The organism is Corynebacterium sp. HMSC071B10, from assembly GCF_001814825.1.
Lineage (GTDB): Bacteria > Actinomycetota > Actinomycetes > Mycobacteriales > Mycobacteriaceae > Corynebacterium.
The window spans coordinates 48,803-63,485 of the sequence record NZ_KV818026.1 but is presented as its reverse complement, the minus strand read 5'-3'; the positions used below and the strand labels follow the sequence as shown (position 1 = coordinate 63,485).

Here is a 14,683-nt window from a genome sequence, read left to right as displayed (position 1 = left end):
CTCAAGCCCTATCGAGGAGGTTGACCCGACCGCCACGGTGCGCATTGACCGCGGCGACGTCACCGTGTTGCGCTTCGAATGACCTCGTCGTAGTAGGTAACCACCTGTTCTGAGGAAGCGCGCCACGTCCAGCGTTGGGCCTCGGCTCGGGCAGCAGAGGCCAGCTGGTCGCGGGCGGCCTCGTCCTGCAGGAGGCGCACGATCTGGTTGGCCCAGGCTGCATCGGGGGCTGCGGGGTCGACGAGGATGCCGGTTTTGCCGTCGTCGATTACAAAGGGCAGGCCGCCCGCGTTAGCAGCCACCACAGGAACACCGGAGGCAAAAGACTCCAACGCGGCGAAGCCGAGCGTTTCGGTCGTGGAGGGGAAGAGCAACACATCTCCGGACGCATAGGCTGCGGCAAGCTCCGCGCCGGAAAGATAGCCGGTAAACGTGGCCCAGTCGGGTGCCTTCTTGCGAAGTGCCTGGTACTGCGGGCCTTCGCCGACAAACGCGATGCGCGCGTCGGGGATGCGTGCGCGCACCTCCTCCATGATGGGGATGCAGCGCTCGACGGACTTCTCGGCAGAGATGCGGCCAACGAAGAGTACGAGCGGGCCGCCGCCGAGGCGCTCACGCATCGAGTCCGAGCGCGCCGCTGGGGTAAAACGTTCCGTGTCCACGGCTTTGGGCCAGAGCTTGACGTTGGGAATCTGGTACTCAGCGGCCTTATCCATCATGGGCCCAGAGGTGACCAGGTTGACCGCCGCGCGCCCGTGGAAGGTGCGCACCCCCCAATTCGCGATGGGCTTGACCCACGGGATGCCCAGCTTGAGGCAGTATTCTGGCACGTCGGTGTGGAAGGATGCGATCACTGGATAGCGTCGCGCGACGACGAGCGTGGACCAGCCAGCGGTCCAAATGGGATTCACTGCGTGCACGATGTCCGGGTCGAACTCGCGTAAGCGGCGAAACGTCTTCGGGCCCATCATGCCGTGCTTGACCTCTGGGTAGACCTTGAGATCTCGCGACGGGATGGACACGACCTCAAAGCCCGCGTACTCCGCCGGGGGATTGCCCGGTGCGAAGATGAGGACTTCGTGCCCCATCTCCGCTAGTTGGTCGAGGTGGCGAGTCACGCGCGTAACCACCCCGTCGATTTTGGGAAGAAAGACCTCGGTGACGATGGCGATGCGCATTAGCGTTCGCCCGTGGGCACGCCGGCGGCCTGGTTCCGAGTCCACAGCGAGCGCGCCGGGATCTTAGTGCGGTCCGCGCGGTCGGCGTACTTGCGCGCAACGTCTTCGACCTCCGCAAGCAGGCCCTCGGCCAGCTTCGTCGGTTGCAGGCCCAGGCCGATGAAGGTGTCGTTCTTCACGTACAGTTCGTTTTCGGCCGACTCCTTGCGCGGGTTGGGCACCATCTGTACCTCGGCACCGGAGATTTCCGCGATGAGGTGGGCCAGGTCGCGGACGCGGTGGGTCTCCGTCATCTGGTTAAAGATCTTCACGCGGTCGCCCTTTGCCGGCGGGTTCTCCAGCGCGATCTGGATGCACTTGCACATGTCCTGGATGTGGATGAAGGCGCGGGTCTGACCGCCGGTGCCGTGCACGGTGAGCGGGTACCCCACGGCCGCCTGCATGAGGAAGCGGTTGAGCACCGTGCCGTAGTCCCCGTCGTAGTCGAAGCGGTTGATCAGGCGCTCGTCGCGCTGCGTCTGCTCGGTGTGGGTGCCCCAGATGATGCCCTGGTGCAGGTCCGTGATGCGCAGCTCGTCGTTCTTTGCGTAGTAGGCGAACAGGTTCTGGTCGAGCACCTTCGTCATGTGATACACGGAACCCGGGTTGGTGGGGTAGAGGATCTCCTGCTCCACGGTGGTGCCCTCATCCGTGTGCACCGTGATGTCCAGGTAGCCCTCCGGGATCTTCATCCCGGCGGTGCCATAGCCGTACACGCCCATGGTGCCGAGGTGGACTACGTGGACGTCTAAGCCGGACTCCACGATCGCGACAAGCAGGTTATGGGTGGCGTTGACATTGTTGTCCACCGTGTAGCGCTTCGTGCGCGGCGTCTTCATCGAGTACGGCGCGGCCCGCTGCTCGGCGAAGTGAATCACCGCATCGGGCTGAAAGGTGGTGATGAACTCGAGCAGGCCTTCGTAGTCTTTGGCCACGTCGATGTTGTGGAAGCCGATGGTTCGGCCGGTGACTTCCTTCCACGCGGCGATGCGCTCTTCGATTGAGACGATGGGAGTGAGGGACTCTACGCCTAGCTCCTCATCGATGGCGCGGCGGGAAAGGTTGTCTACTACCGCCACCTCGTGTCCGAGGTCGGATAGGTGCAGCGTTGCTGGCCAACCGCAAAACCCATCTCCGCCGAGTACCGCAATCTTCACGTCGAGTAAACCTTTCCACATTGGTGTTTTTATGCGCTACGCGCTTTTGTTCACGATACCTAGCAATTGCCCGTTGTGCTGGCTATCTGCGTCTGAGGAAAAATACAGCGAGAAAGGAGCAACATTTTAGGGGTGAATATGCACGTGGATGCTTTGTGACGTGCGTTTTTTACGCAGATGTAGTTCAATGGTGTGGTTAGCATTGTTAAAAGAATGTGAGAGTCTGGGAGTTTGCATGGTGCGTGGTTTCTGGAGCCGTTCTATCGCCATTGCCGCGATCGCAGCCTGTGCTGCTTCCGGGGTCACTGCGGTGCCTGTCGTACCCCTGACTGTCGCCCACGCGGCCGAGAAGTTTGACGTGGAGGACGGCGACTTCAGTCTTACCGTCTCTACAGGTAAATTCTCGGCCACGGCGAAGGATTGGCGCGCCATCTTCCGGCTTGCCGACGGCGACTACGAGCCGAAGACCTTCCGCTCCGTGCGCCTCTACTTCTACGTCATCGGTGGCGGCGGGATAAACTTCCCGGCCGAGGACACGTATTCGGTCAAGCTCACCGACGGAACGAAGCAGGTGGCAGACTTCGGTGAAGTGACTGGCTACGGCCATATCGACGATACGGGCACCCGCTGGATGGACCTCACCTTCGACAAGGATGTGACGCTCAAAGACGGCCAAACGCTGATCGTGGACAAGAAAGGTGGGGCGGGCAAGCTCCCGGTGCGAGGATTTGGTTCGGCGCAAGGCGCAGGCGGCAGAGGCTTCATCGACCCGATCAATCCCAAATCTGTAAGCTTCAGCGGCAACGTCGCCGTTGATCGAGAAAACGGGAACTTCCCTGAGGGACTCGAGGTTTCGCTTCTCGACGGTGCCGGCACCGTCACCGACACCGCCACGACCGACAAGGACGGCACCTACACCTTCACCAATGTCAAGCCAGGTACGTACTCGCTCAAACTCGGCACCGTGCCGGGCTACCTTGCGCCCGAGCCCTTTACCGTTGAAGCCAAAGCGGGGGTTGCGGTCCCAGACAAGGACCTGATCCCAATTACCGCGACGGGCCGCGTGGTTGGCCCTGGCAATTCGCTGCTCGAAGGCGTCAAAGTTTCCATCGGGGAGCACAAGGCAACCACAGACAGCGAGGGAAGGTACACGCTCACCGGGGTGCCGGCGGGTAGCGCGACGCTGAATATTGCGGCGTCGGAAAAACACGACACCCGCGACAATGCAAAGACCGTTGAGATCCACGAGCGGGCGGTCAACGAGCTGGGGGATGTCAATGTGCACGCCCAGTTCGGTTCGATCAAGGGCCGGGTGCTCGATGAGTCGAATGAACCGGTCGCAGGGGTTACTGTGACCGTCGATGGCAAAAAAGACCCCTCGACCACAACCGATAAGGACGGCTACTACACGCTGGACAAACTGCTGCCCGGTGTCGTCGAGATCGCCTTTGCGAAAGAGCTGTACCACGGCGCGCTGGAACAGGGCGTCGAAGTCCGCTCCGGCAAGGTGACCACTGTTGAAGACGTCCACCTGAACGCAAAGGAACGCAAGGGCAGCGTGCGATTCCACGTTGCGATGGAGGGTAAAGAGCCTCATCCGCCCGCGACGGCGCACATCACTCCGGGTGAAATAGACCTTGAGACACACGCCAACGGCGACTTCCCCGTCCAGGAACTGCTAGAGGGGGAGTACACGGTGCGTTTTAAGGCCGAGGGCTATCTCGAGACTGAGGCCACCAAGTTTTCGATCCGTATGGACGAGCTCACTGAGGTGAACGAGACACTCACACCCGTCCCCGTGCTCACCTTGGAGCCAAAGCCGACCCCCACGCCAACATCTACAACGGCACCAGCGCCAAAACCATCACACACCTCCACACCGACTCCAACCCCAACTTCAGCTGTAACCTCAACGCCAAAACCAACGCCAACTTCAACCTCGGCACCAAAGCCAACGCCAAAACCCAAGCCAACATCCACGCCCAAGCCAACCCCCAAGCCAGAACCCAAGCCGGCAGTGAACTTCACGTGGGACGCCGTGACTGTGGCTCCGGGTGATGTCGTAAAAACACGACCGAAGGAAAGCGTGGCTGCGGGGATCACTTTCGATGAGCCGTCGGTGCAGCGCTCCGGGTTGACCATCAAGGGGGCCGACTGGGTCACCGTTGATGCGGCTGGGACGGTGGTGATCGCGCCACCCGAGGTCGTGACCCCGGGCGAGTATGTCGTTGAGGTGCCTAACTCCACTGCGGGGTCGGGCATGGTCGCGGTGACGGTGACGGAGCCTGCCTCTTTGGCGTCGTTGTACAAAGTGTCCTACGCGCCGCGCATTGTGCGTGCGGGTGGAAGCGCCGTGAGTGCGGCCCCGATTGCGCGCCGTGGCGCGTACGACTGGCAGCCGCTTCCGGCTGGCACGACGTTCGACGTTGTGGATACCTCCGGTGCCACGGTTGACGTGGACGGCCGGGTGACGTTCAACGCGCCGCTCGGATCGAAGGTGGGGAGAATCCATACTGTCGATGTCCGCGTGACCTTCCCGGATAAGTCCACGCATTCGGTGCGTGTGCCTTTCGAGATCGCCGCGGCGTCTATGTCGCAGGTCACCGCACCGCGGTACGAGACCGGGGTGCTCGTTGGGCCAGGTCAGAGCGCTGAAGTGCAAATTGCCAACCCTGACTCGCTGCCAGCGCACACGGAGTTCGCGCTTGCACTGGGAGACCTCCAGGCCTGGTCCGCGTCGGTGGACGCCACAACAGGCACCCTGCGGATGACCGCGCCGACCGGGACGGCCAAGCCCGTGGTAGTGAAGGTCGAAGCACGCTATCCCGACGGCTCCACACGTACCATCGAGGCGTACATAGGAGTCGCAGCGGCGAAGGCCCCGACGAAACGCGACGCGCCGGAGTTCCCGGTCTCCGTGGTCAACGTGGGCAAGTCAGCAACGGCCGCTCCAACTGGCAAGGTGCCGGCGGGCACCGAATTTACGCTGGCTGATGATGCTGGTTTGCAGGTGAGCGTCGATAAGCGCACAGGCGAAGTGCGTGCGGAAATTCCCGACAACGCGCCGGTCGATGCTTCGTACACGGTGCAGGTCCGGGTGCAATACCCGGATGGGTCGGAATCGCTGATGCCGGTCACCGTGCTGACCAACTCGCAGGCGCGTGAGCAGGAGTCGGCCACCGCACCAACGGCACCGAAGGGGACGACCTACGGGCTCGCCGCGGACTTTTCCGCCCCCGGCTGGAAGATCGACATCAACCCGGCAACCGGCGAGATCACCGCGCGCGTGGATTCGAGTGTCGCTGAGCACGCCTCAATTGAGGTGCCGCGCGTAGTGACGTACCCGGACGGCTCGCAGCGCACGCAGCGGGTGATCCTCCACGCGAAGGACGCGGTCAAACCTGCGCCCGCACCGAAGACCTCATCGACGGCGACGTGGCTGCCCATTGTGCTTGGGCTGCTCGCCGCACTCGGCGGCGCAGGCTATGCCGCCTTTGTGAACCAAGACCATATCCGCCAGCTGCTGTCTAAGTACGGCATCCGGATCTAAAAGGTAGAAGAAGATGCATTTCTCACTGAAAACCATTGCCATTGCCACCTGTGCGTCGCTCGCATTCGGCGCTGTGGTTGCCCCGCCAGCAGGCGCTTCTACCAAGCAGTCTGAAATCACGGTGAGCGTGACCGGCGAGACCTCGCAGCCGACGGGGGAGCGGATCGATGCGGAGTTGCGCAAGGACTCTCGTTCCCGCTTTGCGTTCGTCCACCCGGCAGCGGCCGTGGGGCTGCACGAGTTCAATTTGCACACGGTGATCCGCACCGGCGGGTACCGCCTGCCGCCATTCTGGGGTGCCAAGACATCGACGCGTACCGAAGGCGGCGCGGACGTGGTGGAGTTCAAGTTCACCGACCCGCGTACCGAGCTGGAGGTCACGCGTACGTTCCGCATCAAGGATGGCATCGTGCGCGCCACCGTGCAGGTGCGCAACGTGAGCAACGCCCCAGCCGACATCACGATTGACCTGGCAAACGAGTTCGTCCAACCCCGCGGGCTGCATGCAAAGGTCAATGCAAGCGGTGCCTTCGAGGTGGCTGCGGAATCCGAGGGTTACGATACGACGGTTGCCTTTGCTGATCCCGCTAGCTCTGCCTCCATGGAGGACATGCGCGGGGAGATCGAGGTGGGCAACACCGGTGTGCTGAACGGCGACACCCCGCGCTTCCAGATGGCGCGTTGGGAAAACACCCTTGCTCCGGGCGAGGTGCTTGAAGGCGGAGTAGACATCGCGGTGTCCGCGCAGGATTCGGCGATTGATACCGACGGCGACGGGCTGCGCGATGAGTGGGAAGTCAAGGGGGTGCGCCTGCCGGACGGCACGGAGCTGCCCATTCACCGCTGGGGAGCCGATCCCAAGCGCCCGGACCTGTTCTTGCAGCTGAACTGGATGGAGGCCGAGTGGGAGACGATGCAGTGCTCCCGCCAGCACGCTTTCGCGCCGACTGCGCCGGAGTTTGCTCAGTTCGCGGGCTGCGCCACTGCGAATGTGAACTCGTATCGCCCCACCACCGCCACGCTGCGGGATCTGGAGGAAGTGTTTGCCAAGCGGGGCATTTCGCTGCATATCGACGCCGGCGACTCGTACCAGTCCGAGTCGCTCGTGGGCCTCGATACGCCGCGCGGTGGCAAGACCGAGCCTTTTGAGAAATACTATTTCGACAAAAAGACCCAGGGTGAACGGCTGCTCGAGGAGCGCGACCGGCTCCTTGGCGACCGCAAATCCGTCTTCCGCCTCGGCATCATCGGCGACCGCATGGCGGCGAACAACCGTTCTTCCGGCGTGGCGCTGGTGAGCGATTCGGCCTTCTACGTGTCGAACCACAAGGACATGACGACGCAGGAGCAGCTGCGCAACACGATCTTCCACGAGTTCGGCCACACCCTCGGGCTGGGGCACTCCGGCCCAATAGTCCCGGAAAACCCCCTGCGCGGGGATCTCTCGCTCCCGGACTACAAGTCGGTGATGAACTACCAGTATCAGTTCAGCCACTTTGACTACGCGGATAAAGACACCAAAACCAAGGTAAATGGCTGCCTGCAGTCCGGCGAGTGCGGCGAGCACGACGTGGTGATTCCCGCTGATTGGGCGAACCTCGACCTGCCCGGCTTCAACGTGGGCAAGGGCGACCTGACCACCGGCAGTGGCGAGATTGACGCAGACGAGCACCACGAAAAGGACCCGCGGAGGCTGGCTGCCAACGCGGCTGCGGAGAACTCGGGCCGCGCCGGATTTTACATGGACACCACCCGCGACGGTGTCAACGGCATCGTGACTTCGCGTAACGACAACGCGCTGCAGGGCACGATCAGCAACCTGGGCGCGGACGTGGGGCGCTTTACCATCGAGGCAACTTACCCCGGCGGACAGCGCCACAGCCAGGTCGTCGAGTTGCCGGCAATTGGGAAAGCAGGGGATGAGCGGGAGATCCGCATCCCAATCAAGAACGCGGCGAGCCTGGCCGGCCCCGTGATGCCGGTACACATCCAGATCACCAACCACAAGGGCGAGCGCGTTTTTGCGGAGCGCTATGAGGTCTCCGTGCTGGACTACACCGCAGAAGAAGCGCGCCGGGTGCTCGACGAGGTGCTTGCCTCCGACGCGAGCCTTGAGGTCAAGCGTCTTGCCAAGTCGAAGCTCGACGGGATCGAGGATCCGTCAGCGGCGAAACCCGCAAACCAACACACCAAACCGGGTGCGGACGGGACGCAGAAGGAGAAGCCTGCCGAGGGGCCCTCCACTGTGGTTATTGTGATTGCTGTGCTGCTTGCGCTTGGTGGTGTCGGTGCCGCTGGCCTGGGGTGGGCGATGAGTCAGGGCCTCATCTAGAGTGTGAGTAAATTCACAAAAACCGCATTTTTCATGCGGTCCGTGAGGTGTAATTGCGCCCCGCTTAAGTGTGTGCCACATTACTTCGGCGGGCTGCATAGAGTTGCCGCGAGGAACCTGAGTGTGCGATTGGCCTTGCCTGGCTGGTAGGGATAAGGTTTGCTAGGGCTTTCTGAGAGATTTACGCCAAAATATGTGAGGCGTCAACGTGTCTCTGGGCGGATAATGCCGCACTCGGTGAATACTATGCGTCGGCGGTGCAAAATAATCACCGTGACCAGTTGGTATACCACTGTCGACGACCAGTCCATATATTGTTCAACACCTTGTTTATCGTGGCATTTCCTGTACCTTTAAGTTTCAGTGAGCGCGGCCCCTCTCGGTATCAAAAGTGCATAAACCTTGAGGTGCGAGGTAAACGGGCCGCGCGTGGTTTTTGATAAAAGAGAGGAAATGCCGCATGAAGAGGCTGGCAAGGGCGTGCACCGCGGCTGCGATGGGGGGTGCGTTGGTGCTTGGTGGGCAGCCAGTCGTTGCACATGCAGCAGCCCAAACTTCCAAGGTTGAGCTGGATGCTTCCCGTCAGGCTCAGTTGACCTACAAGGATGAAGATTCGGTTGCTGGGAAGTTCTCCAGCACGCTGTATACCGACATCATGGTTGAGGGTGCCCACAGCATGGCTCCGGCAAACACTGCAGTCCAGGACACTGCCGTCGAGTACGACGATGCCGAGCGGCAGGTGCGCGTGAAGCGGGAGATCCGCACGCGCGGCAACGTCGTGGACGTCGAAGTCACCGTCACAAACACGGGCGCGCAGGAGCGCTACCTCCAGGTCGACCTGACCAACTCCATCAATACGGACCGCGCGCTGAACGGCGCTTTTGCCGACGGCCGCTTCACCGTGGGCCCCGAGCTCGGCGGCTACGACACGGTGCTGGAGTTCCCCGGTGCACGCTACTCGGGCGTCGGCCCCTCGTTCAACGACACGACCGCTTCCCGCGAGCTCGGCAGCGTGGATAAGAACGGCGCCCAGTTCCAGCGCGGCCGCTGGTTCGATGAGGTCGCTCCCGGCGACTCGCTGCGCGCTCGCGCAACCTTGACGATTGAGACCCAGGAGTCCGCCAAGGACAGCGACCGCGACGGCCTCCCGGATCTGTGGGAAGAGCAGGGCGTCACGCTTAACGACGGCACGCGGTTGCCACTCAACGAGTGGGGTGCAGACCCGCACCGCCCCGACATCTTCCTGCAGATGAACTGGATGCGCTCCGAGTACGAGACCCTTGGCTGCTTCGAGAACCCGGGCAAAACCGAGTGCGCGGACGCAAAGACCACCAGCTACCGTCCCTCCCGCACAAGCTTCGATGAGCTCGTTGAGCGTTTCGCCGCGCGCGATATCGCGCTGCACATCGACGCGGGTGAGTACTACTCCAACATCCCCAACTACGGCACACGCCACGGCGGGGAAACCGAGGACTACGAGGAGTACTACTTCAGGTCCTCCATTCCGGGCCTGCGCATGGTGAGCAACGTGAACCGCCTGCTGGGGCAGCGTTCCGCAGTGTTCCACTCGGGTGTGGTGGGTGACATGATGAGCCCTGGCAACTACTCGGTCGGCGTCTCCCTGGTGGGTGACAACGGCTTTTACGTGGCTAAGCACGAGCGCATGACGAAGGAGAGCCAGCTCCGCAACACCATCATGCACGAACTCGGCCACAACCTGGGCCTGAACCACAACGGTGCGACGAAGTTCAAGGATCAGGTGCCGAAGTCGGACTACCTGCCGAACTACAAGTCGGTGATGAACTACCTGTACCAGTTCAGCTACTTCGACTACTCGGATGAGGAGGCTGTCTCTGGCGGACCGCTGCCGCAGGAGTGCAACCGCGCTGGCGTGGACTGCTACACGGGCGATTACCGCATCCCCGCGGACTGGGACAACCTCGCCATCAACTCGGCGCGCCTTGGCCGTCCCGTGGGAACCGCTGGCGCAGAGGCTGAGAAGGTGGACGTCCGCGCGTTGGAGAAGCTCGACCGGGAGATCGCGCAGGCGGAAAGCGAGAACGGCAGCATTGACGTGGAGATCGTCGATGAGGGCGACCTCACCGCTGGAAAAGAAGGCACGGTCACCCTCGAGCTGCGCAACCCGGGCCTGGATCTCGGCCGCTTCGACGTGATCGTCGGCGAGACCAAAACGCAGGTCGTGCTCGGCGGGGTGCGTACCGGCCACAACACCGCGACGGTGCGCGTCCCGGTCGCCCCGGAGACCCAGGGCAGCGTGCCGCTGGACGTGATGATCAGAAGCGAACGCGGGGTTACGGCTTTCGAGGACCGCCTTGCTGTCCCGGTGCGCGCTGGTGAGGCACCGGCGACGACGGCGATGCAGGGCGCGGATCGTCGACAAGCAACTCCCACGCCTCCGACGACAGCTGTGCAAGCGCCATCGGAGAAGCACCCGCAGCCAGAAAAGACAAGCTCAGCCGCCGCGATCGCCGTGCCGGTCGTGTTGCTGCTCGCGCTCATCGGCGGAGCCGCCTTCGCCTGGGCAAACAACCTCATATAACCCACTCCTACCCACAAAGGGGCCCTGAACATGCATTGGATGCCAAACCCTCTCGCGGCGGTGACGGTCGCCGTTGCCGTCGCTGTCGCCCCAGTCGCCGTGGCGCAAGAAACCGTGCAACTCACGGTGAAAGTGCAAAACCATGACGATCCCGTTGAGGCCGCGGAGGTCAAGATTGAAAAATATGGTGACCCGACTGTGCAGTTCAGCGGCGTCACGGATTATGAAGGACTGGTTGAGTTCCAGGTTCCACCCGGCACGTACAGCTACCGGGTGGATGTGGAGGGGACGGGCAGCCAGCTCACCACCGTCGAGCTGACTCGGCCGAAGGATGTTGTTGCAAGGTTCACTAACGGCACAAAGCGCAACGTCGACTTTTCCTGGGAAGATATGAGCGTTGCGGCAGGGAGCCGCGCTGCAGCTAACCCGCAGACTACGGGCGACGGGCGGGGTGTGAGCGTCGAGAAGATGGCCGGCCCCGCCTGGGCCGAGGTGTTTGCAGACGGCACCATTGAAGTGATGCCGCCATTACGCACGACGCCGGGGGACTATGAGGTAGACGTCCGCACCTCCGCTGGCCAGGTCAGCACCGTGAAGGTACACGTCACCGGCCCGGAGACACTCAAGGCGCTGAAGTACCCGGTGACCTCTGTGGAGCAGGGGCGGTCGGCGACGAGCGCCGCACCGATGGCGACCATCTCGCACCAGGGCCGCGACTTTTCCAGCCAGCCGGTGCCGGAGGGCGTGAAGTTCTCCACCGACGCGCCAAACGCGCAGGTCGACGCAGACACCGGCCGCGTCACGCTGGACACTGCTGGCTTGCAGCAGGGAGCAGGCGAGACCGTCCAGGTCCCGGTCGTTGCCACCATGCCGGATGGGAAGAAGGTCACTGCGCAGGCGGCTTTCCACATCAACGCGCTGCCTTCCGCGAAGCGTTTCACCCCCGGCTGGGCACCGATTGAGGTAGCCCCGGGCGAGCACGCGGCGGTCAAGCAGACTGGCGAGCGCAACATGCCTAAGGACGCCGAGTACTGGTGGCTGCGCGCCGACAACACCAAGCTTTCCGGCTGGCGCGTCTCGATCGACCAGGTCGACGGCACGATTTCCGCGTCCCCGGATGAGGGCGCGCAGGAAACGGTGCTGCATGTCCGCGTGAGCTATTCGGATGGCTCCCAGGAGCAGGTGGCCGTGCCGCTGAAGCTCACCGAGCCGACCGCACAGTCCGGCGAGACTCCAGCGGACACACCACGAGTGCTGCCGCCGGGCAAGAAGACGGAAATCCTCGACGCACAGGCTTCCGAGGTCGAGATCATCGACAACGGCGGCGTGCGCCTGGACGTGGACAAAGCTACCGGCAAGGTAACCGCGACCGTTCCGGAGGACGCGATGCGTGACGCGAGCTACGAGGTGAACCTGCGCGTCGATGGCAAGGACCAGAAGATCCGGCTGACTGCGGATGAAAAGCCGCAACCGCCCGCACCACAACCCGCCTCGAGCGTGAAGGGCACTTGGTGGATTCCGCTGGTCATGGTAGTGATGGCCGCTGTCGGCGCAGGCGCGCAGTGGGCGTGGAGCCAGTTTGGAGGCTTGAAGTGAAACGTGCGAGCGTAGCAGCCGCCCTCGCCGCGGCGATGCTGATGGTGCCCGTGCCCGCAGTGGCGACGGTGAAGGACATGCCCTTCGGCGTGCACATGACGCCGGCCGCGGACGAAGAGGGCTTCGCCGTTGTCGACGTGTCGAAGGGGCGTACCACCACGTTCACCTTCGAACACCCGGCCTCTGTCGCTGGTCTGATGTCCGGCAGCTTTGACGTGGCGATGCAGGTAGACGGCGGAAGGGTGCGTTACCTGCCCAGCGATACCTCTGTGAGCAAGAGCAAGCGCGGCGGCGCGGACGTGATCACCCTGGTGCACGAGGATAATACTCGGAAGGTAAAAGTCACCCGCGTGTTCACCGTGGAGAAGACCAAACTCACGGTCGACGTGACGCTGGAGAACCTGGCAGATGAGGAGCGCGAATTCGCGGTCGACTTCAACTCGCGCCTGATGAACTACGAGGAGCACAAGGCTCGCTTTGCCGACGGCGCGTTCGTTCTCGCCCCTCCGGAGGGCGGCTACGAGACGACGCTGCACTACCGCAACGCCACCGCCTCCAGAGTAGACACGGACCAGGACGAAACCACTGCCGCAGGCAAGGTTGGACACGTGGGGGAGGGGTCCTCCTTCCAGCGCGGATCCTGGCAACAGCAAGTGCCCGCACAAGGCTCGCTGACTGCGTCGATGGAGATGGAGGTTGCCACCCAGGAATCTGCCGTAGACTCCGACCTCGACGGGCTGCCGGATGCGTGGGAGCGCGAAGGGTTCACCACCGCCGACGGCGAGCAGTTCCCCCTCCACCTGTGGGGTGCGGATCCGCAGCGCCCTGACCTGTTTTTGCAGTTGAACTGGTCGAAGTCGCAGTGGGAGACGCTTGGTTGCGACCGCGACCAGCGCTACGGCGCGGATGCCGACGGCTTCAACGAGTTCGCTGAGTGCGCCGCCGCTAATGCGAACGTGTACCGCCCCTCCCGCGGCGCGCTGATCCAGCTGGTCGAGCTCTTTGATAAACGCGGGATCAACCTGCACATCGACGCCGGCGAGATGTACACCAACATCCCCAACTATGGCACCCGCTACGGTGGCGCGACCGAGGACTTCCAGGAGTTCTACTTCAAAAACGGCAACCACAACGCACAGCTTGCCGCCGACCGCGACCGCCTCTTAGGCTCGCGCCTGCCCGTGTTCCGAGTGGGCATGATCGGCGACGGCCTGGAGGCCGACGATTACTCCACGGGCATGGGGCTGGTCAGCGACTCGGTCTTCTACGTGGCGAAGCACGATTACCTCACCGGCCAGGACCAGCTCCGCAACACGATCCTGCACGAGTTCGGCCACACCCTGGGCCTGACCCACACCGGCGCGGCGCTGTCGCCGACGCGCGTGGACACCCAGGACTTGCTGAAGAACTACGCCTCGGTGATGAACTACCTCTACCAGTTCTCCAAGTTCGACTACAGCACGGAAACTTCAAAGGGCAGCGGCGATGCAAAGCGCTGCGGCGAGTACACCTGCTACACCGGCCCGTACGCCGTGGCCCCAGACTGGGACAACCTCGACCTGGGTGGCAAGTTCATCGGCAGGGTCGAGGCGACCGCCGGCGCGGACGATGTGGTTGCCGCGCACAAGGACGTCACCGCCCGCGAGCTCGAGCTCGCGGCAGCGGAGGAGAATGACGGGCAAGCGGGCTTCCGGCTTATCGACGCCGAAACCAACTCCATCATCACCTCCCGCACCGACAACACCGTCACGGCCGAGCTGCGCAACCTGGGCTTGGACCTGCACGACTACGACCTCTCCGTGACCTACCCGGGTGGCCAGTATTCCGAGCGGATCCGCGTGCCCGGCCAGCTGGCCTCCGATCCGTCCGTGAAGTTCGACATCCCGATCACGGGCGTCGCCGGCCTGACAGGCGCAACCATGCCGCTGGAGGTCCGGATACACAACGCCCGCGGCGACGAGGTGTTCGCGGAGCGCTACGAGCTGTCCCTGCTGGACTACTCCAAGGACGAAGCAAGGCGCGTACGCGAGGAGATCCTGAACAACCCGAACGCCTCGCAGGAAGTGAAAGACCTTGCCGAGACCAAGTTGGGCGCGGAGCTTGGGCAAAAAAAAGAAACACCCCCAGCACCGCAGCAGGGCTCTTCCAACCTGAACATCATCCTGGCCGTCCTCGGCGCGATCGGCGGGATCGCGGCGCTGCTCGGCGGCGCCGCGTGGGCGTCGGGAATGTTCTAGCTAGAGCGAAATGTGCTGCCGACGTTAAGATTGG

At 63.0% G+C, this 14,683-nt stretch carries 7 protein-coding genes; 5 read left to right on the top strand and 2 right to left on the bottom strand.

The window, feature by feature from the left end; genetic code table 11:
- Window positions 1–59: 59 nt before the first annotated feature.
- Together HMPREF2990_RS11375 and HMPREF2990_RS11370 are read right to left on the bottom strand one after the other, a co-directional pair.
- Entirely contained in the window at window positions 60–1,178 is a 1,119-nt protein-coding gene (locus HMPREF2990_RS11375) for a glycosyltransferase family 4 protein (protein ID WP_070764731.1), read from the bottom strand.
- A complete protein-coding gene (locus HMPREF2990_RS11370; RefSeq protein WP_070764730.1) occupies window positions 1,178–2,374 on the bottom strand; it encodes an NAD-dependent epimerase/dehydratase family protein in 1,197 nt (398 codons plus the stop codon). The genes HMPREF2990_RS11375 and HMPREF2990_RS11370 overlap by 1 nt, the downstream gene beginning before the upstream one ends.
- 235 nt (window positions 2,375–2,609) lie before the next feature.
- On the opposite strand from HMPREF2990_RS11370, the gene HMPREF2990_RS11365 reads away from it, so the two are divergent.
- From HMPREF2990_RS11365 to HMPREF2990_RS11345, 5 genes are all read left to right on the top strand, one after another.
- Window positions 2,610–5,924 carry a Rib/alpha-like domain-containing protein gene (locus tag HMPREF2990_RS11365; RefSeq protein ID WP_070764729.1) on the top strand — a complete coding sequence of 1,105 codons (3,315 nt, stop codon included), beginning with the start codon at window positions 2,610–2,612 and terminating at the stop codon, window positions 5,922–5,924.
- Between the two features lie 13 nt (window positions 5,925–5,937).
- A complete protein-coding gene (locus HMPREF2990_RS11360; protein ID WP_070764728.1) occupies window positions 5,938–8,256 on the top strand; it encodes a zinc metalloprotease in 2,319 nt (772 codons plus the stop codon).
- A 460-nt stretch (window positions 8,257–8,716) separates the two neighbouring features.
- Window positions 8,717–10,816, top strand: a complete 2,100-nt coding sequence (locus HMPREF2990_RS11355; RefSeq protein ID WP_141757907.1) for a zinc metalloprotease — start codon at window positions 8,717–8,719, stop codon at window positions 10,814–10,816.
- Window positions 10,817–10,855: 39 nt separating this feature from the next.
- On the top strand, window positions 10,856–12,412 hold the full coding sequence (locus HMPREF2990_RS11350) for a Rib/alpha-like domain-containing protein (protein WP_070764726.1): 1,557 nt from the start codon (window positions 10,856–10,858) through the stop codon (window positions 12,410–12,412).
- A complete protein-coding gene (locus tag HMPREF2990_RS11345; protein ID WP_070764725.1) occupies window positions 12,409–14,649 on the top strand; it encodes a zinc metalloprotease in 2,241 nt (746 codons plus the stop codon). The genes HMPREF2990_RS11350 and HMPREF2990_RS11345 overlap by 4 nt, the downstream gene beginning before the upstream one ends.
- Window positions 14,650–14,683: the final 34 nt, after the last annotated feature.

Excerpts from the sequence above, each read along its gene's own strand:
- HMPREF2990_RS11375 (WP_070764731.1), bottom strand. The coding sequence starts at position 1,178 with ATGCGCATCGCCATCGTCACCGAGGTCTTTCTTCCCAAAATCGACGGG.
- HMPREF2990_RS11365 (WP_070764729.1), top strand. The coding sequence starts at position 2,610 with ATGGTGCGTGGTTTCTGGAGCCGTTCTATCGCCATTGCCGCGATCGCA.
- HMPREF2990_RS11360 (WP_070764728.1), top strand. The coding sequence starts at position 5,938 with ATGCATTTCTCACTGAAAACCATTGCCATTGCCACCTGTGCGTCGCTC.
- HMPREF2990_RS11355 (WP_141757907.1), top strand. The coding sequence starts at position 8,717 with ATGAAGAGGCTGGCAAGGGCGTGCACCGCGGCTGCGATGGGGGGTGCG.
- HMPREF2990_RS11350 (WP_070764726.1), top strand. The coding sequence starts at position 10,856 with ATGCCAAACCCTCTCGCGGCGGTGACGGTCGCCGTTGCCGTCGCTGTC.